The organism is Bradyrhizobium sp. 191 (assembly GCF_023100985.1).
Lineage (GTDB): Bacteria > Pseudomonadota > Alphaproteobacteria > Rhizobiales > Xanthobacteraceae > Bradyrhizobium > Bradyrhizobium diversitatis.
In genome coordinates this window covers 5,220,046-5,240,733 of record NZ_CP064692.1, presented here as the reverse complement: position 1 = coordinate 5,240,733, position 20,688 = coordinate 5,220,046, and the positions used below count along the sequence as shown (strand labels likewise).

Annotated in this window: 21 protein-coding genes; 7 read left to right on the top strand and 14 right to left on the bottom strand. The window is 65.4% G+C overall.

The genetic code is table 11. The features are described 5' to 3' along the window. Nucleotides 1–10 precede the first annotated feature (10 nt). The 4 genes from IVB23_RS24380 to IVB23_RS24365 all read right to left on the bottom strand — a co-directional run bounded on the left by IVB23_RS24380 (nt 11) and on the right by IVB23_RS24365 (nt 4,452). Entirely contained in the window at nt 11–430 is a 420-nt protein-coding gene (locus IVB23_RS24380) for a DUF1850 domain-containing protein (RefSeq protein WP_061881135.1), read from the bottom strand. Next, on the bottom strand, nt 391–2,511 hold the full coding sequence (locus tag IVB23_RS24375) for a TRAP transporter permease (protein ID WP_061881136.1): 2,121 nt from the start codon (nt 2,509–2,511) through the stop codon (nt 391–393). Before IVB23_RS24375 ends, IVB23_RS24380 begins: the two co-directional genes overlap by 40 nt. 156 nt (nt 2,512–2,667) lie before the next feature. After that, nucleotides 2,668–3,615, bottom strand: a complete 948-nt coding sequence (locus IVB23_RS24370) for a TAXI family TRAP transporter solute-binding subunit (protein WP_197966580.1) — start codon at nt 3,613–3,615, stop codon at nt 2,668–2,670. Nucleotides 3,616–3,972: 357 nt separating this feature from the next. Further along, a complete protein-coding gene (locus IVB23_RS24365; protein WP_061881245.1) occupies nt 3,973–4,452 on the bottom strand; it encodes a hypothetical protein in 480 nt (159 codons plus the stop codon). 193 nt (nt 4,453–4,645) lie between these two features. Between IVB23_RS24365 and IVB23_RS24360 the strand changes: the two genes are divergently transcribed. After that, nucleotides 4,646–4,951 carry a hypothetical protein gene (locus IVB23_RS24360; RefSeq protein ID WP_247800347.1) on the top strand — a complete coding sequence of 102 codons (306 nt, stop codon included), beginning with the start codon at nt 4,646–4,648 and terminating at the stop codon, nt 4,949–4,951. 168 nt (nt 4,952–5,119) lie between these two features. On the opposite strand, the gene IVB23_RS24355 is transcribed toward IVB23_RS24360, so the two are convergent. Together IVB23_RS24355 and IVB23_RS24350 are read right to left on the bottom strand one after the other, a co-directional pair. After that, the gene (locus IVB23_RS24355; RefSeq protein ID WP_061881139.1) at nt 5,120–6,331 is read right to left on the bottom strand and encodes a hypothetical protein; all 1,212 of its coding nucleotides are present in this window, start codon (nt 6,329–6,331) and stop codon (nt 5,120–5,122) included. Between the two features lie 53 nt (nt 6,332–6,384). Then, the gene (locus tag IVB23_RS24350; RefSeq protein WP_197966578.1) at nt 6,385–7,008 is read right to left on the bottom strand and encodes a CoA pyrophosphatase; all 624 of its coding nucleotides are present in this window, start codon (nt 7,006–7,008) and stop codon (nt 6,385–6,387) included. 71 nt (nt 7,009–7,079) lie between these two features. Here IVB23_RS24350 and IVB23_RS24345 point away from each other — a divergent pair, with 71 nt between their 5' ends. From IVB23_RS24345 to IVB23_RS24330, 4 genes are all read left to right on the top strand, one after another. Continuing rightward, entirely contained in the window at nt 7,080–7,505 is a 426-nt protein-coding gene (locus IVB23_RS24345; protein WP_197966577.1) for a PaaI family thioesterase, read from the top strand. A 332-nt stretch (nt 7,506–7,837) separates the two neighbouring features. Next, nucleotides 7,838–8,848 carry an aldo/keto reductase gene (locus IVB23_RS24340; RefSeq protein ID WP_247800346.1) on the top strand — a complete coding sequence of 337 codons (1,011 nt, stop codon included), beginning with the start codon at nt 7,838–7,840 and terminating at the stop codon, nt 8,846–8,848. A 15-nt stretch (nt 8,849–8,863) separates the two neighbouring features. Further along, nucleotides 8,864–10,177 carry a tetratricopeptide repeat protein gene (locus IVB23_RS24335; RefSeq protein WP_197966575.1) on the top strand — a complete coding sequence of 438 codons (1,314 nt, stop codon included), beginning with the start codon at nt 8,864–8,866 and terminating at the stop codon, nt 10,175–10,177. A 202-nt stretch (nt 10,178–10,379) separates the two neighbouring features. Next, nucleotides 10,380–10,958: a hypothetical protein gene (locus IVB23_RS24330; protein WP_131871680.1), complete on the top strand. Its 579-nt coding sequence runs from the start codon at nt 10,380–10,382 to the stop codon at nt 10,956–10,958. A gap of 3 nt (nt 10,959–10,961) precedes the next feature. Here the strand turns inward: IVB23_RS24330 and IVB23_RS24325 are convergent, their stop codons facing one another. Together IVB23_RS24325 and IVB23_RS24320 are read right to left on the bottom strand one after the other, a co-directional pair. Continuing rightward, a complete protein-coding gene (locus tag IVB23_RS24325; RefSeq protein ID WP_246515426.1) occupies nt 10,962–12,521 on the bottom strand; it encodes an oleate hydratase in 1,560 nt (519 codons plus the stop codon). Nucleotides 12,522–12,615: 94 nt separating this feature from the next. After that, nucleotides 12,616–14,442: an AMP-dependent synthetase/ligase gene (locus IVB23_RS24320; protein ID WP_247800345.1), complete on the bottom strand. Its 1,827-nt coding sequence runs from the start codon at nt 14,440–14,442 to the stop codon at nt 12,616–12,618. Between the two features lie 111 nt (nt 14,443–14,553). Here IVB23_RS24320 and IVB23_RS24315 point away from each other — a divergent pair, with 111 nt between their 5' ends. Together IVB23_RS24315 and IVB23_RS24310 are read left to right on the top strand one after the other, a co-directional pair. After that, a complete protein-coding gene (locus IVB23_RS24315) occupies nt 14,554–14,901 on the top strand; it encodes a DUF3088 domain-containing protein (RefSeq protein WP_197966572.1) in 348 nt (115 codons plus the stop codon). 322 nt (nt 14,902–15,223) lie between these two features. After that, nucleotides 15,224–15,538 (top strand): hypothetical protein, encoded by a 315-nt coding sequence (locus IVB23_RS24310; RefSeq protein WP_197966571.1) that lies wholly within the window; start codon nt 15,224–15,226, stop codon nt 15,536–15,538. Between the two features lie 33 nt (nt 15,539–15,571). Here the strand turns inward: IVB23_RS24310 and IVB23_RS24305 are convergent, their stop codons facing one another. From IVB23_RS24305 to IVB23_RS24280, 6 genes are all read right to left on the bottom strand, one after another. Further along, nucleotides 15,572–16,843: an NAD(P)/FAD-dependent oxidoreductase gene (locus tag IVB23_RS24305; protein ID WP_247800344.1), complete on the bottom strand. Its 1,272-nt coding sequence runs from the start codon at nt 16,841–16,843 to the stop codon at nt 15,572–15,574. A gap of 7 nt (nt 16,844–16,850) precedes the next feature. Beyond that, entirely contained in the window at nt 16,851–17,558 is a 708-nt protein-coding gene (locus tag IVB23_RS24300; protein ID WP_247800342.1) for a dihydrofolate reductase family protein, read from the bottom strand. Nucleotides 17,559–17,577: 19 nt separating this feature from the next. Next, nucleotides 17,578–18,255 carry a heme-binding beta-barrel domain-containing protein gene (locus IVB23_RS24295; protein ID WP_197966568.1) on the bottom strand — a complete coding sequence of 226 codons (678 nt, stop codon included), beginning with the start codon at nt 18,253–18,255 and terminating at the stop codon, nt 17,578–17,580. A 169-nt stretch (nt 18,256–18,424) separates the two neighbouring features. Then, a complete protein-coding gene (locus IVB23_RS24290) occupies nt 18,425–18,673 on the bottom strand; it encodes a hypothetical protein (protein WP_061881148.1) in 249 nt (82 codons plus the stop codon). 193 nt (nt 18,674–18,866) lie between these two features. After that, a complete protein-coding gene (locus IVB23_RS24285) occupies nt 18,867–19,601 on the bottom strand; it encodes a DUF2182 domain-containing protein (RefSeq protein ID WP_247800340.1) in 735 nt (244 codons plus the stop codon). A 170-nt stretch (nt 19,602–19,771) separates the two neighbouring features. Further along, a complete protein-coding gene (locus tag IVB23_RS24280) occupies nt 19,772–20,404 on the bottom strand; it encodes a DUF1326 domain-containing protein (RefSeq protein ID WP_247800339.1) in 633 nt (210 codons plus the stop codon). Between the last annotated feature and the right edge of the window lie 284 nt (nt 20,405–20,688).

Genomic DNA, 20,688 nt, shown 5'->3' with positions numbered 1-20,688 from the left:
ATGTCTCCCTTTATTTCTCTTGTTGTTCGCAGATGCTCATTGTGGTGACGTTAGCACCGATCGGATGGCCGACAATCTCCGACAATGTCCGGCACTTCCCGTCATGGCACAACCGCCATTCCCCGGCCGCACCGGAATTACCGAGCACGACCTCATGCATCGGCGGACGCTGCGGCCGCCATTGAAACCAGCCATCGACGAGCCGCGCCTCGGGCGGCGGCTCCATGCCGGGGCCGGTGCCCTTGACGCGGGCCTGCACCAGCTCGAGCCCGGCAGGGGTGACTTGCCAATCCTCCTGCCATTCGACTTTCGCGACCGAATGCGTCCAGGCCAGCGTGAAGGCGGACAGCGCAAGCGCCTTCACGCCGGCAGCGGTGGCGAAGCAGAGGCTCACGCCGCCTCGATCGGGGCCGGCGGACGCTGCCGCCATTGCCACAGCGCCAGCGCAGCAGCAAGCACGAAGCCCGCGGTGTCGCTGAACGGGAATTCGCCGAGCAGGCAGAACGCAGCGCCGAGGGCGACGAGGCGCTCGATCAGCGTCAGCCGCGTGAACAGGAAGCCGATCGCGACCATGCCGAACAGGCCGATCGCCACCAGCGCCTTGGTGGCGGCCAGCGCCACCGCGCCGTAGAAGCCGAGCCTAGCCGCCATGGGATCGCCGGCCTGCAACAGCAGCGCCGGCGAATAGACGAAGATGAAGGGGATGACGTAACCGGCGAGCGCGATGCGCATCGCCTCCCAGCCGATCTTGTCCGGGTTCTCCTTGGCGATCGGTGCCGCCGCCAGCGCGGCGAGCGCCACCGGCGGCGACAGGTCGGCCATGATACCGTAGTAGAACGCGAACATGTGGCTGGCGATCAGCGGCACGCCGAGCTTGGCGAGCGCCGGCGCGGCGAGCGCGGCAGTGATGATGTAGGTCGGGATGGTTGGGATGCCGGTGCCGAGCAGGATCGACAGCAGCATGGTCATGACCAGCGCCAGGAACAGGCTCTTCTCGCCGAGCCCGATCACCCAGCCGCCGAAGATGGTGCCGACGCCGGTCTGCGACATCATGCCGATGATGACGCCGACGATGGCGCAGGCCATTCCGACGGTGATGGCGGATTTCGCGCTCTCGGCCAGCGCATCGCGGCAGGCGCGCAACGCCGTAAACCCTCCGCGGACGAAGGCGGTGATCACGATCAGGGCGACCACGACGCTTGCGACCGGCACGATCTGAAGGCCCTCGCGCGACAGCGCGGCAACCACGAGCGCAAGTCCGATCCAGAAGATGTAGCGAATCGCCGTCGCGGAGACGCCGGCCGTGATGGCAGTGCCAAGGATCAGCGTCACGGTCAGCGCAAGGCCCATGCTACCGGCATAGAGCGGCGTGAAGCCCTCGAACAGCATGTAGACGAGGGCGGCGAGCGGCAGCACGAGATACCAGCGCGTCACCAGCGCCTTCCAGGCGCTCGGGATCTCCGAACGCTTCATGCCGACGAGGCCGTGCTTGCCGGCTTCCAGATGCACCATCCAGAAGGCCGACGCGAAATAGAGGATCGCAGGGATCGCCGCTGCCTTGACGATCTCCGAATACTGCACGCCGAGCGTCTCCGCCATGATGAAGGCGACCGCGCCCATCACCGGCGGCATGATCTGGCCGCCCATCGACGCCGTCGCCTCGACGCCGGCGGCGAAGGCGCGGCGGTAGCCGAATCTGATCATCAAGGGAATCGTGAACTGGCCGACGGTGACGACGTTGGCAACGCCCGAACCTGAAATCGTGCCCATCATGCCCGAGGCGAACACCGCGACCTTGGCAGGCCCGCCACGGGTGCGGCCGAACAGGCCGAGCGAGACGTCGGTGAAGAGCTGGATCATGCCGGCGCGCTCGAGGAACGAGCCGAACAGGATGAACAGGAAGATATAGGTCGCCGACACGTAGATCGGCACGCCGTAGAATCCTTCGGTGCCGAACGACAGATGCGTGACGATCTGGTCGAAATCATAGCCGCGATGGTTGAGCGGCGACGGCAGGTACTGGCCGAAGAACCAATAGAGCAGGCACGCGCCGCACATCAGCGGCAGCGCCGCGCCCATCAGGCGCCGCGTGCCCTCGAAGATCAGCACCGCGAGAAGCGTGCCGACCACGAGATCGAGCCGGGTCGGATCGCCGTCGCGCGCGATCAGGTCGGCGTAGAAGATCCACTGATAGAGGCCGCAGAAGAAGCCGGCGCCGCCGATCACCCAGCCGAGCGCACGGCCGAAACTGCTCTTCGCAGTGAAGTTCGCGATCAGGCCGAAGGTGAGCAGGACGAGGAAACCGACATGGACGCCGCGCACCACCTGGCTCGGCAGATAGTTGAACGCGGCGACATAGAGCTGGAAGGTCGCGAATGCGATACCGATCCAGTAGGCGAGCCGTCCCCACCAGCCCGGGCCGAAGCCTTCCGGGAAGCCATGCTCGAAATTGTCGAACTCGACCTTGACCTTGTCGGGCGCCGTCTCGGTACCCTCCGCCTTTTCCAGCATCCAACTCATCCCCAATCGTCGAGCGCTTATAGCATTGGCACGGTCCATCCGAGCCGTCATGGCCGGGCTCGCCCCGGCCACGATCTTTGTCGCCAAACCTAAAAACGTGGATGGCCGGGACAAGCCCGGCCATGACGAAGCGTGGCGAGAGCCGACCTACTTGATCAGCCCTTTTTCCTTGTAATAGCGGATCGCGCCGGGGTGCAGCGGAACCGGGCTGCCGGTAGCGGCGGTCTCGAGCTTGATCTCCTTGCCGGCCGCGTGAGCATTGACGAGCTCGGGCAGCGATTCGTAAACCAGCTTGGTCATCTGATAGGCGAGATCGTCCGACACGGCGGAGCTCGTGACCAGATAGTTGATCACGGCCGCAGTCGGCACGTCCTTGTCCTGACCGGTATAGGTCTTGGCCGGAATGATCGCCGAGACGAAGGGCGGGCCGATCTTGTCGACGGTTTCCTTCGGCACCGACACCACAGTAATCGGGCTCGAGGTCGACAGGTCCTTCAGCGAGGCGACACCAAGCCCGGCCGATTGCAGCGTGGCGTTGAGCTGCCGGTTCTTCATGAGGTCGACCGATTCGGCGAAGGGCAGATATTCGACCTTGCCGAGATCCTTGTAGCTCATGCCGGCGGCCGCAAGGATCGCACGCGAGTTCAACTCGGTGCCCGACTTCGGCGCGCCGACCGACAGGCTCTTGCCCTTGAGGTCGGCGAGCGTCTTGATACCGCTGTCGGCGGTCGCGACGATCTGGATGTAGTTCGGGTAGATCGCGCCGATGGTCCGGAGCTTGTCCAGCTTGGTCTTGAAGCCGGCCTCCTCCTCGCCGTCCCAGGCCGCTTTCAGCGAATCGCCCAGCGTGAACGCCAGCTCGCCGCGCCCCTGCTGCAGCAGGATCAGATTCTCGACCGACGCCTTGGTGGCCTGCACCTGCGTCTTCACGTTCGGAATCTTGTCGCCGTAGATCTTCCCGATTGCGACGCCGAGCGGATAGTAGACGCCCGAGGTGCCTCCGGTCAGCACGTTGATGAAGGATTGCGCATGCGCGCAAGGCGCCGACGCCGCCAGAGCAAGAGCCGCGGCCACGCCGAAAATCGTTCGTTTCATGGTTGTTGTTCTCCCCAAACCGGCGGCGAAATTGGCCGGATGAGGGGTGCGGGTCAACCCATCCAAAAGGCAAAACAGGACTGCGGCCAACGGCCGATCCGGCTCGACTTGGGAACCGGTGGGTGCGGCGAGATGGCGCAGCGCGAGGGCAGTGCTGCGTCAGATGCGATGGCTGGAGCGGCTTGCTCGGTCACCTTTCCCGTGTGCGGGAGAGGTCGGCGCGTCCGGGCGATGCGCAGCATCGTCCCGCGCGCCGGGTGAGTGTTCTCTCCTCTAGGCGACTATCCCATCGTGGAGCCACCCTCTCCCCAGCCCTCCCCGGCCAAGCGGGGGAGGGAGCGCACCGTCACTGGCGCTCTACTGGAACGTCATGTCCAGGCATTTGGAGATGTCGGAGCCGAGGCCGGAGGAGATGATGATGCAGCCGCGCACTTTCTGCGCCGTGACGTCGGCGGCCCAGACCGAGTAGCCGCCGGGACCGAAGAACGAGTTGGTGTTCGGCGGCTCGGTCTCGGTCGCGTCGAAGTCGTAACGTCCGTCGGTCTCGAAGATGCGCGGTTTCTTGGTGCAGCCGCCGTCGGTCTGGACGTTGATCACTTCCTTGTTGTCGCGGGTCAGAGCCAGGGAAACCTGGCAGCGGAAATATTCCGACGTCTTGGTGTTGAAGAGATAAGTGTAGGACTTGCAGGTCGCCGTGTTCAGCTTGCCCGGGGCGAGGCCGCGGCTGCAGGAAATGCGCTGATTATGGCTGAGCTGGTAATCATCGGCCCGGGCCGCCGGCGCCATCGCCGCCAGCGACAATGCAGCAGCCCAGCAAAGCTTGATCACATGGCGCATCCGAATCATCCCTACCAGTAATTTTGTCGAATTGCGTTCTAGACGGAAAGCGGAACATAGTCGCGAGGGGACGAAGGGAAAATCACAAGCTACTGGGCAAGACGTGATGCGCTGCGGCGCTTTCGCAAATTGACCCGGCGGCGCCGTTCGTGATTTGTTCAAGCCTGGAATGTCCCGACCGTGGGAGGATGGGATGACGGCATTTTCAACCAAGACATTTGCAATCGTGGCCGCGCTCGGCGCATGCACAGGGCCCGCATTGGCGCAAACCGGAGCAACGCCCTGGGAGCTCAAGCCCGACATGGGCTATGCCTATGACAGGGACGGCAAAACCTATGCCTACAAAATGGGTACCAGCAACGCCGGCGAGCTCCTGAAGGGAGCCAAGAAGGTGCCGAAGGGCACCCTGTTCTTCATCGGCCAGAACGGCCAGCTCTACATGCGGAGCGGCCCTTATCTGGAGGGCGACGGCAAGTTCAAGTTCGGGCCGGATCAGTAGGGGCGCGGGCTGGCGGGCGATTGCAGCACCACACACTCGGTGTCATCACCCGCGAAAGCGGGTGATCCAGTATTCCAGAGGCCGCAGCAATTGAATCGAGAGGCCACGGCGTACTGGATGCCCCGGTCGAGCCGGGGCATGACAGCGGAGAACGTGGCGAACCAAGGCCTAAAACGCCCCCGCGAGCTCCCGCGCGCCGGCTTTGCTGCTGTTCGAGTCCATCCGATCGTCCGTGACCGCCAGCAGCTTGGCTACCGTGTTGTGGCGGATCGCGACCGGATTGCGCTCGTAGCCGCCGCGCTGGAAGAAGTTCGAGGTCGGCACCTTCTCGCGCATCGCCTGCGGCATCGTCACCATATCGAGACCGGTGCCGTCGCCGGTCAGGTTCATCATTTCGAGCTCCGCCGCGGAGAGCGGTCGGGTGTAGCCCTTGGCGCGGGCGAACAGCACGGAAGTGAGCAGCTTGTGGGTCTGCAGCATCGGGCCGATATCGACGTCGAGCACCATCGCATGCATGGCCCAGCCCTGCGGAGTGTTGCCGATCTTCTCGTGCTCCGACCAGGTGTCGGGCACCGACTTCGCATGCGCCACCATTTTCTTCAGGACGGCGAGCTTGTGCTCGAGCGCATGCCGCGCCGGCCCAGAGGTCCGCGCCACCTTCTCGGAAAGCGCACGGATGAGTTCATGGCCCTGCTCGGCCAGCAGCTCGACGCTGTTGGTGGTCAGCAGCTGGTTGTAACCCATCGCGGTCGAGATCGCGCGCTTGCCGCCGTGCTCGATGCCCGCCTGCACGTCGTAGCTGCCGGTGCCGCCGGTTTCGAACGAATAGACCCGCACCGCCTGCTCACGCGTCAAGCCGTTGGCCAATGCGTAGCGCGCGTAGGCGCGCTTGAACTCAAGCTCGCTCGACGGGCGCTGCGGCGTGAACTGGTAGAGCTCTTGCGCCGCGCGCAGGAAATCGGCAACCACCGGAATAGGCTTTCGCGGCGGCCGCTCCGGCGTTTCCTCCGGCTCCGGGTTCACCGGGCGCTTCGGCCCGGCATAGAGCGGCGGATGCTCCAGGACGTAATCGTCGAGCGTGATCTGCTGCCCATTGCGTCGCTTGGCGTTGCGCGTCTTCCGCTTCTCGTAGATCTGGCTCCAATAGGCGCCGGCCTCGGCATCGAAGGCCGCGCGCGCAGCCTGATATTCCGCGAGCTTGCGGCGATATTCGAGCACGGCCGGCGAGACACCTTGCGCGAAGAACTGCGACAGCAGCTGGGCGTTGGCATTGCGAACGGCCGGCGGCAGCGCGTCGGCTTCGGTGCCGCGCGCGGCGGGTGAGATCAGGACAAGCGCGAATGGAACCAGCGCCAGGTTTCTTCGAATCGAACGATGCATGCTGCTCTCTTAGCAGGCATCCGGTAACCGTCACGTTAACGTGCCGTTTACCATCACTTCCAGGCGAACACCGGCTGTTCCAGGTCGGTGACGCGGGTGTGCCGCCCCGCCAGCACCTCGCGGAACTGGTAGATCAGCGCCGCCGTCGGGGCGTGGATCAGGCTCATCTGGTGATGGAAGCGGATCACGCGGCGGCTGCTTTCGGGGATCGCGACGAAATCGAAAGCGTCCTCGCGCTCGATCGTCGCCAGTGCGATGCGATGCACGGACGCGACCTCCTCCGGGTTCGGCCGGATCGCGCCGCGGCCCGCAGCCCAGACCACGACCGGCGTGATCAGATAACCGGACCGCGTCGGGTAGTCGTCGAGCGTGCCGAGCACATCCGCGTCCGTGAGGCGAAGGCCGAGCTCCTCGTCGAGCTCGCGCAACGCCGCTTCGACCGGCGTCTCGCCGGGATCGCATCGGCCGCCCGGCAGCGCCCATTGACCGCGATGGGCGCGCAGATGCGACGCGCGCAGCGTGAGCAGCAGCGCAGTGTCGTTGCCCTCGCTCGCGGTTAGCGCGACCGCCACCGCGGCGCGCTTCAGCGTCGCTTGCGCATCATCCTCCCGCAGGCGCGTGAAGGCTGCGCAGGCATCCGCGATATTCCGCCGTGTGGCATCATCGAACGGTCTCATGATGCTTGACTACACCACGTCCGGCCCCGATGAAATGCGCTCGCAAGGCCCACGCAGGAACGGACGACGACATGACCACCAAGGCCGCCGCAAGGCTGAAATCAGACGGCTGGAGCATCCTGCAGACCACGGGCTTCCTGCACCTGATCGGCCCCTTGTGGGAGCGCAAGGTCGACGGCCATTACGAATTCGCACTCGCGACAGAGGACAAGCACCACAATCGCCGTGGCATGGTCCAGGGCGGCGTGATGATGACCTTCGCCGACCGCACCTGCGGCATGACGGCCCGCTATGTCTCCGGCAAGGAATATCTGGCGACGGTGCAGCTCGACACCCACTTCGTCGAGGCCGGCCAGATCGGCGACATCCTGATCTCCCGCCCGCGCGTGGTACGCTCGACCCGCAGCCTGATTTTCATGAGCACCGAGGTCAGCGTGGACGATCGTTGCGTCGTGATGGCGAATGGCGTGTTCAAGATATTGAAGGGGCCGGCGTAGGCATAAGTTAGGCAGCCCCCGCTGTCGCCAAACACTCCGCTGTCGTCCCCGCGCACGCGGGGACCCATAACCCCAGGGAGTAGATATAGCGCGAGACAGGTCACTCCGAGTCTTCGCCAAACAACTCCCTGTGGTTATGGGTCCCGGATCTGCGCTCCGCTTGTCCGGGACGACGCGAGGAAATTGGGCTGCCTTCCTCACCTCGTCATTGCGAGCGCAGCGAACCAATCCAGAATCCCTCCACGGACACATCTCTGGATTGCTTCGCTGCGCTCGCAATGACGGGCGTTGCTGGCTATGCTGCTCTCACGAAGAAGCAGCAAGGATAGCCCATGCAATACCGTCAGCTCGGCCGGACTGGCCTGAAAGTGTCGCCGATTTGCCTGGGCACCATGATGTTCGGCGGACCGACGGATGAAGCCACGTCAAAACGGATCATCGGCAAGGCGCACGGCGCCGGGATCAACTTCATCGACTCGGCGGATGCCTATTCGAAAGGTGGATCCGAAGAAGTTGTCGGCCGCGCCATCGCCAGCAATCGCAACGCCTGGGTGCTCGCGACAAAACTCGCCAATCCCATGGGCGACGATCCCAATCGCGGCGGGCTGTCGCGGCGTTGGGTGTTGCAAGCGGCCGACGAGAGCCTGAAGCGGCTCGGCACCGATCACATCGACATCTACTATTTGCACAAGGAAGATCACGCGACTCCGCTGGAAGAGACGGTGCGCGCGATGGGTGACCTGATCCGCGCGGGCAAGGTGCGCTATTTCGGCATCTCCAACTACCGCGCCTGGCGCGTCGCCGAGATCTGCAACATCTGCGACCGGCTCGGCATCGATCGACCCGCGGTGAGCCAGCCTTACTACAACGCCATGAACCGCATGCCGGAGGTCGAGCACTTCCCCGCCTGTTCCTATTACGGTCTCGGCGTCGTGCCCTATAGCCCCTTGGCGCGCGGCGTGCTCACCGGCAAGTACAAGCCGGATGCAGCCCCCGACAAGGAGACGCGCGCAGGCCGCAACGACACCCGCATGATGCAGACCGAATGGCGGCCGGAATCGCTGCGCCTCGCGCAGGAGATCAAGACTCACGCGGAGAAGAAGGGCATCACCGCCGGACAGTTCGCGGTCGCCTGGGTGCTGAACTCCGCCTTCGTCTCGTCGGTGATTGCCGGTCCCCGCACCGAGGAGCAATGGGACGGCTACATCAGCGCGCTCGATTACTCCTTCACCGCGGAGGACGAGGCGCTGGTCGACCGGCTGGTGACGCCGGGCCATCCCTCGACGCCGGGCTACAACGACCCCGCCTATCCGATCGAGGGCCGTCGCGCGCGGACGGCCTGAGAACGGGAGACGACGATGGCGCTTGAAGACCGCTACGGCCTGCCGCTCTCCACCACCTCGCACGAGGCGGCGGCCGCCTATCGCGAAGGCGTCGACCTCATGCTCGCGGGCTGGACCGGCACGGCGGAGACTTTGGAGCGCGCGATTGCGACTGACCCGGATTTCGCGCTGGCCCATATCGCCCGCGCCCGCGTGCATGCCTTCTACCAGCAGGGCGATCTCGCGCGGCAGAAGGCGACGCTCGCGCGCGAGCTCGTGGCCAAGCGCGGCACCGAGCGCGAACGCTCGCATGTCGAGACGCTGGCGCTCGCGATCGAGGGCCGGCTGCCCGAGGCCATCGCATCGACGCTGAAGCACATCGACGCATGGCCACGCGACGCCGTGGTGCTGTCGCTGCCGCTCGGCGCGTTCGGCCTGTTCGCCTTCTCCGGCATGGCCGACCACGATCGCGCCCGGCACGAGCTCTGCGAGCGCGTCGCGCGGCATTATGGCGAGGACTGGTGGTTCCTCACCATGTCCGGCTGGGCGATGACGGAGAATGGCGACGTCGCCCGCGGCCGCGCCGTCACCGAGCGTGGCTTCAATCTGCGCCGGCAGAACGCCCACGCCGTGCACGCGGCGCTGCATGCGATGTTCGAGGACGGCTCGATCGATGCGGCCGACCGCCTCGTCGACGAATGGATCCCCACTTACGACCGCGCCGGAATCCTGCACAGCCATATCCGCTGGCACCAGGCGCTCGGCGCGCTCGAGCATGGCGATGCGGCGCGGGCGCTGTCGATCTATGCCGACGTGCTCCAGCCCTCCGCCACGCAGGCGCCGCCGCTCAACGTCGTCACCGACAGCGCCTCGCTGCTCTGGCGCCTGTCTGCCTACGGCCATGCCGTGCCGAAAGCGCTGTGGCGCGAGGCTGACGCCGCCGCGCAAAAGCTGTTTCCGAAGTCGAGCCTGTCCTTTGCCGACGTCCACATGGCGCTGTTCGCGGCCGCCACGCAAAACCGCGAGGCGCTCGCCGCGCGCCTTGGGGCGATCGAGCAGCGGCTCGCCGACGGCAAGCTGCCCGCCGGTCCCGTGGTACCGGCAATCTGCCGCGCGCTCCTGGCTTTCGCCGATGAGGATTATCGGACTTGCGTCCAGGTGCTCGCGCCGGTCCTCGGCGAGGTCGTGCGCATCGGCGGCAGCCATGCCCAGCGCGAGCTGATCGAAGACACCTTTATCGTCGCGCTCATGCGCAGCGGCGAGCTGCGCCGCGCCCGCGCCCTGCTGGATGCCCGCCTGCACCGCCGGCCCTCACTTCGGGATGCGCGCTGGCAGGCGGCGACAGGCTAGCTCCGCCACGAAAAAAACACTGCCCTGATGGCATGTGCTGGCCATTCGGGTTGGGCAATTTGGGCAAAGCGCCGTCGGGGGTGACGCGGTGGTATTCCAGGCGGGAATTGCGGAGCGAACGGGATCGCAACCATTTTGCGGTTCGATGGTTGTTGGACGGACCTTGTCCGCCGCCACGGCCCCCTGGCACACGAGCCCGACGATGCGCCTCTGCCGACCGGTCCTCGCCGCCCTGATCATGGTCTTGGCAAGCCCTTGTTTTGCCGAGACTTCTGGACCCATTCCGGTCAACAATCCGCAGCCGCAGCAGAACGCCTTTATCGACCTCCTGGCGCTGATCTCCGGCCACTGCAAGACGTTCAAGGTCGCAGGCCGTACCTATGCCTGCAAGACGGTGGCCTACGCCCATGGCGACAGGGGCCGGGTCAATTTCGCGGTCGCTGTCGACAATCCGTCCGATGACAGCCACGTCGTGTCGTTTTCCGGGGAGAACGGCAAGCGCGCCGACGACAATTCCTACGAGCTGCCGATCGACCGCATGCTGCTGAACTCAAAGGACCGGCCCAGGGTCGACGGCCTGCCGGTGCCGGCCGAGCAGACCTCCACCGGTGTCTGCCGCCAGACCGGCAATTTCGCCGCCCGGAAGGTGAACGACGTCACCTGCTCGGCGACCGACAACCAGGGCCGGAAATACGAGCTCGTGTTCGTCTCCGACGGCTCGCCGGTCAGCGTGCGCCGCATCCGCCAGTCGGCACCGTCGATCCAGGACCCGTTCAAATAGCCATCACGCGAACGCCTTCTCCAGCGTCGCGAAGATCACGGCAAGCGACTTGTCGTGCCGCGTCACCGGCGGCACCGGGCGATCGATCTTCATGAGCCGATAGACCGCCGTCTGCGCCGCACGCACCGAATATTCGACGGTGAACACGACGTCATCGGGGATCTCGACGAACTGGCTGACGAAGGCGAGATTGACGGAATTTTCGGGCACCGGCGGCGGCCGGTCGGCCGCCTTGCGCGGCATGAACATGCTGGTGATGTAAGGCATGCGGCAGGGAATGCAGATCGCATCCTCGAACACGGCGGGATCGAAGTTCAGGTGACCGCAGAGCTCCTTCAGGATGTCGGCGCCGCCGCAATCCGACATCGGCTTTGCCACGAAATTGCCGATGCGGTCGGGATGCAGCGCATAACCCCAGAACACCTGCACATTCTTCGGCTGGCCCGTGAAATGCGGCTGGTGATAGAGCACGACCGACATCAGCCAGTTGGAGTCCTTGAACGTGACGAGACCACCGGTGCCGGCCCTGTTGCCGGAGAACGCTTCCATCCGGTCGAAGAACCGTGGATCGCGGCAGGTGACGGTGAAGGACAGCCAATAGGATTCGGGGATCGAACTGTTGAACGCGGACGGATTGCCGAATTCGGGATGTCCTTGCGCGATCGTCTCCCACAGCGCCCAGCCCTGACTGTCGGCCTTGGTCAGGCGCGGCGGGGGCTCGGTCATCGTGCCCAGGCTCGAGGCGTCCGTCATCGAGCCGTTCTGGAAGAAAACGAGATCGCCGTCTTCGACCCGGACGTTGGCGGTGCGGCTGTCGCGGTCGAGCGTGAGCTGATGCACGCGCAAGCGCGCGCCGTCGGCCTCGAACGCCATCTCGGTGACGCGCGTGCCGCGCACGAACTGCACGCCCTGGCGCTTGAGCCAGTCGGCGAGCGGCCGCACGATCGCGTCATACTGATTGTAGACGGTGCGCTTGACGCCGCCGAGCGTCTCGATCCGCGGAAACTCGCTCATGAAGCGGTGCAGATACCGCTTCAGCTCGACCGCGCTGTGCCAGGGCTGGAAGGCGAAGGTGGTCTGCCACATGTACCAGAAATTGGACTCGAAGAATCCGGGCGACAGCCAGTCGGTGATGCGGCTATTGCCGAGCGTCTCCTCCGAAGCTTCGGTGAGCCGCAGCAGCTCGATCCGGTCGCGCGCGGAAAAACCCATATGCGAGACGTCGACCTTGAAGCGGTTGCGGTCGACCAGCCGCGCGCGGGAATGCGCCGGGTTCTCTTCGTTGAAGGCGATGGTCTCGTCGCGCACGCTGAGGCCGGGATGTTCGAGCGAGGGAATACTCGAGAGCAGATCCCAGGTGCATTCGTAATGGTCGGTGGTGAGCATTCGCCCGCCGCGCAGCGAATAGGCGCCGTTCGCGAGCTGCGCGCCGTCGAGGCTGCCGCCGACCAGCGGCTGCGTCTCGTAGATCACGATGTCGCGCCCCGGCAGCTGCGCATCGCGAACGAGGAACGCCGCGCCTGCGAGCGATCCAATGCCACCGCCGATGAAATACGCCTTCATGACCTGCCTCGATTGCATTTCCAGTGTCGCTTCGACATTGCATCGCGCCGCGGCGACCGAAGTTGCGCTGGATCAAGGGCGACCGGAGGCGAAATCACGTCGACGTTATCGTCGCCGGCTTCCTGGCGTAGATCTGCTCGATCTCGGCGGCGAAGCGGCGCTCGAGCGCGGGGCGCTTGTTCTTCAGCGTCGGCGTGAGCAGGCCGCCGGCAATGGTCCACGGATCCAGCGTCCACCATACCGCGCGCGGCGTCGCGTAGGACGGATAGGCCTTCACCGCCGCCGCAATTCTGGCCAGCAGCACGGCCCGCTCCGCCGCAGCGCCTTGCTTGCCGCTCGCCGCGAGCCTTTCTTTTTCCTGCACCCAGGCTTTTGCATTCAGCACGACCAGCGCGGCGAGGAACGGCCGCTGTTCGCCGATCACCAACACCTGCTCGAACAGGGGATCGGCGAGGATGGCGGTCTCCAGATCCACCGGCGCGATCTTCTCGCCGGTCGAAGTGACCAGGATGTCCTTGATGCGGCCGGTGATGGTGATGCGCCCGTTATCGATGCGGGCCTGATCGCCGGTGTGCAGCCAGCCGTCGGCCTGCTTGACCTTGCGCGTCTCCTCCGGCTTGCGCCAGTAGCCGAGCATTACGCTCGGCCCGCGAACGAGCAGCTCGTCGAGCTCGCCGAGCCTGACCTCCAGACCGTCCAGGACACGGCCGACCGAGGACGGATCGTTGTCGTCGGGCGTATTGACGGAAACGACCGGCGAGGTCTCAGTCATGCCGTAGCCCTGAAGAACGTCGAGCCCGAGCGCGAGAAACAGGCGGATGACCGGCTCGGCAATCGGAGCGCCGCCGGAGACAGCAACGCGCAGGCGTCCGCCGAACTGGGCCAGCACCTTGTCGACGACGAAACGCTTCAGGAGCGGCCAGGCAAGCCGGTCGAACAGCGCCTGCGAGCCGCGACCCTGCCGCGCATCGAAGCGCCGGCCGCCGACGGCAAGCGCGAGATCGAGCAGCCTGCGTTCTGCGCCGCCGGCCGCCGCGCGATGTTGCATGATCAGGGCGTAGACGCGCTCATAGATGCGGGGCACGGAGACCAGCACCGTCGGCCGTACCATTTTCAGGTCTTCCGCGAGTTGCGGCACCGAGCGCGCATAGGCGACGCAGGCCCCCACCGCGATCGGATAATAATAGCCGCCGGTACGCTCGAAGGTGTGCGAGAGCGGCAGGAAGGACAGGAAGACGTCGTTGGGCACGGCCGCGATGCGCTGCGCGACGGCCTTCACGTTGGCGACGATGTTACCATGTGACAGCATCACGCCCTTGGGCCGGCCGGTCGTGCCCGAAGTGTAGACGATGGCGGCAAGATCATCGGGCTCGACCACGACGTCAGCCAGCGGCGCGCTGACGCTTCGAGGCTCCGCAAGCCAGCGGTCGAGCGCGACGATACGGGCATCAGCAGCACTGAGCCCCGCCGGATCCGCGCAGACGATGCGCTTGAGATGGTCGAGCGGCTGACCAGTGGCGGTGATCGCCTGCCAGCGCGACAGCGTATCCACGAACAGCAGCAGCGCACCGGAATCGGCGAGGATGTAGGCGATGCTGTCGGGGTTGTCGACGGCATGCATCGGCACCGGAACGAGCCCGCGCGACAGCGCCGCCTGGTCCATCGCGACATGCGCAACGCCGTTGGGCATCAGGATGGCAACGCGCTCGCCGGCCGCAAAGCCCTCCGTGGCCAGCGCCCGCCGCCAGCGCTCGAATTCCGCATCGATTTCCTGCCAGGACTGGCTGACCCAGCGTCCGGCAGCGCCGTCAAAATGGCGATAGGCCTCCGCCGCCGGCGTCGCACGGACGCGCCAGCGCAAGAGCTCCGGCAATGTCGTCACGTCGGCGAGTGAGTGCGGTTGACTGATCGGCCCCGGCATGGCGTCCTTCTTAACTCTATCGATCCCCAACGATTTGGGGCCTCGACACTAGGCCGGCCAGACCGCGCCGCCTTGATCCTCAGCAAGGCGGCCATGCTTCGGAGCGACCCCATGACGCGCGACCGCCTGTTTCTGCTGCGTCCTGGTTTCGAGGATCCGGCCTTTCCGAATCGCAGGTTCTATTGCTGGCATTGCGCGCTGATCGAGGGTGTGCTGGCCTCGTTTCCGGCGCTCGCCGAAAAGCTCGACGTCGAGCGGATCCCCTGGCCGCTACCGCGGCAAGCCGTGATCGCGCTGGTCGGCGAGGAGAACCAATCGCTGCCGCTGCTCGTGCTCGCGACTGGAGCGACTTCGCCGCACCAGACCGGCATCCATCATGGCCGCGCCTTCATCGCCGACAAGGACGCGATCCTCGCCGCGCTCTCCGAGCGCCACCGCTTTCCCGATCCGCATCCGTGAAGATGTCCGGGGACCGGGATGGAGCGCATTCTGCAGAAGAGATCGATGCGATGACGTCGTCGAGCCTCGCCGGCGGATTCGCATGGTCACCACAGATCATGGTCACCACAGATGACGCGATCGCATCGTTCAACCGCCTGACATCCGGGCGATAGCGAGGCGACGCATCGTCATGCGACAATAGAACGCGTGGCGTTCAAACATTCCCACACGTTAACGCGCGTTAATCGGAACTCACATCTGCGTCGTTTCGACGCCTGCACTGGCGGGAACGCGCTGGATGCTCATGTGTTGTCGCACGACATTCAACTGGAGTGACGACATGAAGTATCTCATTGCCGCGATCGCCCTCGGTGCTGCGGCGTTCGCCGGCGGATCGGCGGCCAACGCGGCGGGCAGCGTGAGCGCTAAACAGACCGCGCAGGAAAGCCGGACCACCGACATCAGCGCGCACCGCAGGCACCATCGCTGGCACGGTCACCATCATCACTGGCGGCATCATCACGGCCACTACCGGCCCCATTACAGAAGCTACGGCTACTATCCGCGGCACCACGGCTATTACGGCGGCGGACCGTACGGCTATTACGGCGGCGGCCCCGGCGTGACGTTCAGCTTCGGCGGCGGACGCTGGTAAGACAAAAGGCCCGCAGAGATGCGGGCCTTTCCGTTATCCCTGCAAGATTCTCTCCGCCGTCTCCAACCCACTCGCCAGCGCTGCCTCGACCGTGCCCATGTCGCGGCCGCGATAGAGCGCTTCACCCGAAAACAGCACGCGCCCGTCGGCACGTGCGAGGATCGCTTGTGCCTCCCGCGTCCGCGGCGTCGCCCAGGAATAGGCGCCGCGCGCGAAGCGATCATGCGCCCAGTTGATTGCAGCCGCCGCCACGAGCTCGCGCGCGATATCATCGCGCGGCAGGCCGAGCACGGCGACGAGCGAGCCGAGCCCGGCATCGATCAGCCCTTGCGGATCGAGGCCTTCCAGCTCCGCCGTGCGCGGGCCGCCGAACCAGCCCGTGAGCACGGGCTGCTGGTCCGGATAGCGCGTCCACCACACCGGGATCACCTGGTCGGACAAGAGGAAGGTCATGTCCGCGAGATTTTCCTTGCGCTCGCGCCACCATGGCCGTGTGAAGCGCAGCAGGATCTTGATGACATTGCCGAAGCCGATGTCGTCGGCAGCGGCAAGCTTCGCGCGCGCCTCCGCCGGCAGCGCGATCTCGCGCAGCAGCGGCAGCGGCACGGTGAGGATCACGCGATCGCAGGCGTGCACATCGCCGCCGGCGCAGCGAACGGTCACCGCGCCGCCCTCCTCCGCGAGGGCCGACACGACAGTGCCGAGGCGGATGGTCGCGCCGTGCCTGCGGCAGTCGGCCGCCAGCACATCGATCATGGCGCCGTATCCGCCGTCGATCCGCGCCAGCGGAGCGTGTCCGCCATCCATCCATTCCGCGCGCAACGCCAGCGTGGACGCGCGCTCGGGGTCGGCCGCATCATAACCCTCGACCATCCGTTCGATCGAACGGCGCATCGGCGCATAGTCGTCCCCGGCAAAATGCCGGCGCAGGAAGTCGGCGACCACGAGATCGTCCTTCAAGCCCCGTAGCGTGGCTTGAAGCTCTGCCTCATGGAGATCGCGGCGATCCTCGCGCGCGAGCCTCGTCCCGTCAAAGCTCCACTGCTCGCCTTCGATCTCCTGAAGGGACAGCCCGGCGTCGCGCAGGAGTGCGCGCGTGACCGGCGCCTCGCCATGAACGAATTCAGCGCCGCCATCGGCGCGATAGCCGAACTCCGAGGCCGGCAGCGGATGAATGCGGCCGCCACAGCGCTGGCGTGCCTCCAGGATCGTCACCTTCCGGCCGGCACGCGCCAATTCGCGCGCCGCCATCAGGCCGGCCGCGCCGGCGCCGACAATGACGATGTGCTCGGATGGATCGGACATGCCGCGCTTACCGGCTCGCTGCCTGAGGGTCGTTCTTGATCAGATATCGCAGCAGCAGGACGCCGCCGCCGAGCTCGCGCGTGCTCTCCAGCGTCATCGCGGTGATCGGCGCACGCCGGTCGCTGTCCGCCTTTGTCGAATCGAACACGAAGGGGGCGCCCCTTGCGCCGTCGATTGCCGGGCTGAGGATCAGGTTGAACTCGTCGATCAGACCGGCGCGCAGGAACGCGCCGTTGGCGACGCCGCCGCCCTCCACCAGCAGACGCTTCACGCCCAGCTCGCGGGCGAGGATGTCCAGCGTCAGCCCAAGGTCGATCTCGGACTTGCCGGCAAAGATGTAGGACACGCCCTCGCCGCGAAGGCCGGCGAGATGCGAATCCGGCACACGCTCGGTCAGCACGACGACGATCGGGTCGCCGCCGATGTCCGAGCGCCCCCAGCCGATCTTGCCCTGTGCATCGAGCACCACGCCATAGGTCTTCGCATCGCGCCGCGCAAACCAGCTTTCGCGCGGGAATGTCGCGTCCGTCGTGGGATAAGGCTTGCCCTTGGCGAACTCCGCCCCGGTGACGCGGCCGATCACCCAGGCATCGCCGCCGAGTTCGTCATGGATCTTCTCGAACCAATCCGTGCCTGCCCCCTTCGGACGCCAGCGGCTCGGATGCGTGCGGCCGTCGAGGCTGGAGTGCATCAGACAGATGACATACGGCTTCATGCAATTCTCCGGATAGCGCTCAGGCCGCGGATCCACCGCCGGCTGCTGCATTCTCCTTGGCGCGATCGCTCGCGATCAGCGCCAGCGGATTGAGCTTTGGCGGTGCGACGAGCTGGAGCGTGTTGGTGTCGCGATGATTGAACGGCGCGCCGCGCACGAACAAGTCGGTCTGGATCAGATAGGTCCAGCTGCCGTCGTCGTTGAAGGTGATGTCGCAGCGGTAGGCATCGGTGCGGAAAGCTTGTTCCAGGAAGTCGGTCGAGCAGATCCCGTAAGCGGTGTCGCCGCGTTTGGCGGTGACCGTGATTGTCCTGTCATCCGGCCCGGCCTTGCCCGAGGCCAGCAGCACCTGGCCGCGCGGGATCGCCAGCGTCTGCATGATCAGCCCGGTCGCGGGCTCCCACAGCCAATAGCCGACCTGGTCGTGGAAGGTGATGTCTTCCTCGGGCGTGTTGATGTGGATGTGATAGCGCAGACCGTACAGCAGCTGCGGCCCGTTGGCCTGCGGATCGATCGGGTCCATGCGGATGCGCTCGATGAAGGTTCGCCGCTCCGGCCCTTCCGCCTTCGGATTGATGTCGATGCCCTTGTCCGCCTGCCAGGTACCGGCGAGCCGCCGCAGCGGGCCGAGATTGGCAAGGCCGTCGGGCGAGACGTCCTCGGGCTCGGTGAAGATATCGGCGGGAATGGGGAGCATGAGGGCCTCGCGGGATTGCGGAGGCCAGCAATATCACAGCCAGGCGCGGCGTGAATTCAACTCATGCCCCGACAAGCGCCGGAGGCATTCGAGCCATGCGACGATGCTCGTTGCATCCCGTGCGCCGGCAGCCTGCGACGGAGCGCGGCCGTCGGTCCGCGGACTGCTCTCAGGCCGCTTCCGACATTGATTTCGCGCGCTGCTCGAGCACGTCGATCGTCGACACAAGGTTGTCGCGTCGCGCGCGAAGGTTGAGCGCGAGCAGCGAATATGTCGGCTGGTGCACGTCGGACACCCGGGCCCGAGTCTCCTCCTCGAGGATGTCGGTGTTCAGGAGCCGAACACGCCACCTCAGATCCGCGATCAACGCATCGAGCCGGAGTTCACCGGCAGCACCAGAACGGGACATTTTCTGCATCGCTTGCCTCAACCTGAAACGATCTCTTGCCGAGACCTTGGCTTGGCTCCTGACTGAGCAAGCGGAGTGCCAGGATGGGGGGAGCGATCGCATTCATAAGCAGGACAACCTTAAGTTCCGGTTGGGCAAGGCTCCGTCGTTCGGTTTTCCGGTATGTTGGGAGGCGGTATCCGAGTCCCCGCAGTTTCGGGCCTCACACCGCGCGCGCAATAACGATCGCCCCGGACAGGATCAGGATCCCGCCTGCCGCATAGCTCAATCTTCGGCCGAACGGCAGCAGCTTCTCGCCGGCGACATAGAGCATGAGGCCGATGATCCAGACCAGGTTCATCACGCCGCCGACAAACAGCAAGGCCATCAGAAACCAACAGCAGCCGACGCAGTAGCTGCCGTGGCGCAGCCCCATGCGGAATGCCCCGCCCGTGCCGGGCCGCCAATGCCGGCTGAGAAACAACAGCGGGCTCTCGCAGTACCGCAGGCAGGCGCGTTTGAGCGGCGTGAACTGGTAGAGTCCCGCGGCTAGCAAGATGACGCCGCCCAGAACCGCGCTGGTGCTTGCCATCGCCATCGACAGGAGGCCAAGGCGTTCAAGTGCCCATTGTGCCAGAACGGCAGCGAGGCTGAACCCAGCCCATGTCACGAGGTATCCGGCGAGAAAGATCCAGGCATCGATTGCCGCGCGGGATGCAGTCTCGTCCTTGTGCCTGATCGTCGCATACAAGAGGACGGTGGGCCCCGCGCTCGGCGCCATCATCGCGATCATCATCACCCACCACATCGCGAACAGCAGCACGGCAGAGCGCAGCGTCCACGGCATCGGGGCCATGTCCGGCATCTCGGCCATCATGTCGGTGTCCATGCCGGCGCCGCCCGCGAGGTAGGCCCAGGCCAGCGCCGCCACGGCGGCGGTCCCGATCGCGACGATCAAGCGATCGCGGTGGAGCAGATGTTCCAGTATCGCACGCCCGTGCATAGGTTAATCCACCGGCGCAGTGACGAATCCCAGGTCCCGACCTTCATCCGTCGCGACGCGCGTATCGCGCTCTCCGGAAGATGACGAGCTGACACCGAAGCTGCGGCCCCGATGTCGGCGCCGCATCACGCCGCAACGCCCTCGGGCGTCTGCACGACATTGGCGAGCGAGCTGTGCGTGCCCCGGGTCTCGAACGGGATCGCGCCGGTCGAGCGAATGTTGGCGGACGCGATCTCGGCAGCCCTGTGCTCGAAGCCCTCGGGCATGACCACTTGAACTCGATGTGGCGCACCGGTCACCGGATTCTTGATCGGCTCCACCTCGGTCTCGAGCACGTTGCCGGCGACGAGTTTTGCGACACGGCCATCCCTATCGAAGGAAAATTCGAACGGCGCGAAGATCGGATCGTGAATGGTCGTCACGATCAGGCTCAAGATGTGGAACAGCGTGCCCTCAGCCGAATACTTGCCCGACAGGATGTTGAACAGCGCCTGTCGCTGCTCCGGCGTCGCGCGTTCGTCGACGATGGGCTGCATCTTGCCGTTGCCTTGATGCAGCGCGCCGGGGAAATCCACCACGACCGCAAAACGAAGGCCATCGAGCTTGACGCCCTCAAAATGCCCCGTCGTGATCCGCATGCCGACCATGCCTTTGCAATAGCCGAGGGTCGGTAGCGCGTTGAAATCGCAGGGGCAGCCAAACGCGCAATTGCAGTTCTTCATCCATTCGCCTTCGAGACGCCAGTCCGATGCAGCCATGGCACATCTCCAAATGTGAGCGAGGACGCGGCAGCCGTTGACGAATTTGTTCAGCGTTCTTGTCGAAGCAATGCGAAAAGGCGCGAGCGGGATCGAGGTCCGATCAGAAGGCCGGCATCGCAAATCAAGTATGGTGGCGAGCTGCCGTTTACCGTCCTAGGATCATATCAGGCGCAGCCCGGCTCGTATAGCGAACGAGGGTAGTGGCTCGGCGGCAGCCACATCTCGGGGACGTTCGACGTCGCGGAAATGGTGCGCCAGTCAGGATCAGATTACGATCCCTC

Excerpts from the sequence above, each read along its gene's own strand:
- IVB23_RS24305 (WP_247800344.1), bottom strand. The coding sequence starts at position 16,843 with ATGTCCGATCCATCCGAGCACATCGTCATTGTCGGCGCCGGCGCGGCC.
- IVB23_RS24315 (WP_197966572.1), top strand. The coding sequence starts at position 14,554 with ATGACGCGCGACCGCCTGTTTCTGCTGCGTCCTGGTTTCGAGGATCCG.
- IVB23_RS24355 (WP_061881139.1), bottom strand. The coding sequence starts at position 6,331 with ATGCATCGTTCGATTCGAAGAAACCTGGCGCTGGTTCCATTCGCGCTT.
- IVB23_RS24360 (WP_247800347.1), top strand. The coding sequence starts at position 4,646 with ATGACGGCATTTTCAACCAAGACATTTGCAATCGTGGCCGCGCTCGGC.
- IVB23_RS24370 (WP_197966580.1), bottom strand. The coding sequence starts at position 3,615 with ATGAAACGAACGATTTTCGGCGTGGCCGCGGCTCTTGCTCTGGCGGCG.
- IVB23_RS24335 (WP_197966575.1), top strand. The coding sequence starts at position 8,864 with ATGGCGCTTGAAGACCGCTACGGCCTGCCGCTCTCCACCACCTCGCAC.
- IVB23_RS24300 (WP_247800342.1), bottom strand. The coding sequence starts at position 17,558 with ATGAAGCCGTATGTCATCTGTCTGATGCACTCCAGCCTCGACGGCCGC.
- IVB23_RS24365 (WP_061881245.1), bottom strand. The coding sequence starts at position 4,452 with ATGCGCCATGTGATCAAGCTTTGCTGGGCTGCTGCATTGTCGCTGGCG.
- IVB23_RS24325 (WP_246515426.1), bottom strand. The coding sequence starts at position 12,521 with ATGAAGGCGTATTTCATCGGCGGTGGCATTGGATCGCTCGCAGGCGCG.
- IVB23_RS24345 (WP_197966577.1), top strand. The coding sequence starts at position 7,080 with ATGACCACCAAGGCCGCCGCAAGGCTGAAATCAGACGGCTGGAGCATC.
- IVB23_RS24280 (WP_247800339.1), bottom strand. The coding sequence starts at position 20,404 with ATGGCTGCATCGGACTGGCGTCTCGAAGGCGAATGGATGAAGAACTGC.
- IVB23_RS24375 (WP_061881136.1), bottom strand. The coding sequence starts at position 2,511 with ATGCTGGAAAAGGCGGAGGGTACCGAGACGGCGCCCGACAAGGTCAAG.
- IVB23_RS24290 (WP_061881148.1), bottom strand. The coding sequence starts at position 18,673 with ATGCAGAAAATGTCCCGTTCTGGTGCTGCCGGTGAACTCCGGCTCGAT.
- IVB23_RS24380 (WP_061881135.1), bottom strand. The coding sequence starts at position 430 with ATGGCGGCAGCGTCCGCCGGCCCCGATCGAGGCGGCGTGAGCCTCTGC.
- IVB23_RS24350 (WP_197966578.1), bottom strand. The coding sequence starts at position 7,008 with ATGAGACCGTTCGATGATGCCACACGGCGGAATATCGCGGATGCCTGC.
- IVB23_RS24310 (WP_197966571.1), top strand. The coding sequence starts at position 15,224 with ATGAAGTATCTCATTGCCGCGATCGCCCTCGGTGCTGCGGCGTTCGCC.
- IVB23_RS24320 (WP_247800345.1), bottom strand. The coding sequence starts at position 14,442 with ATGCCGGGGCCGATCAGTCAACCGCACTCACTCGCCGACGTGACGACA.
- IVB23_RS24295 (WP_197966568.1), bottom strand. The coding sequence starts at position 18,255 with ATGCTCCCCATTCCCGCCGATATCTTCACCGAGCCCGAGGACGTCTCG.
- IVB23_RS24330 (WP_131871680.1), top strand. The coding sequence starts at position 10,380 with ATGCGCCTCTGCCGACCGGTCCTCGCCGCCCTGATCATGGTCTTGGCA.
- IVB23_RS24340 (WP_247800346.1), top strand. The coding sequence starts at position 7,838 with ATGCAATACCGTCAGCTCGGCCGGACTGGCCTGAAAGTGTCGCCGATT.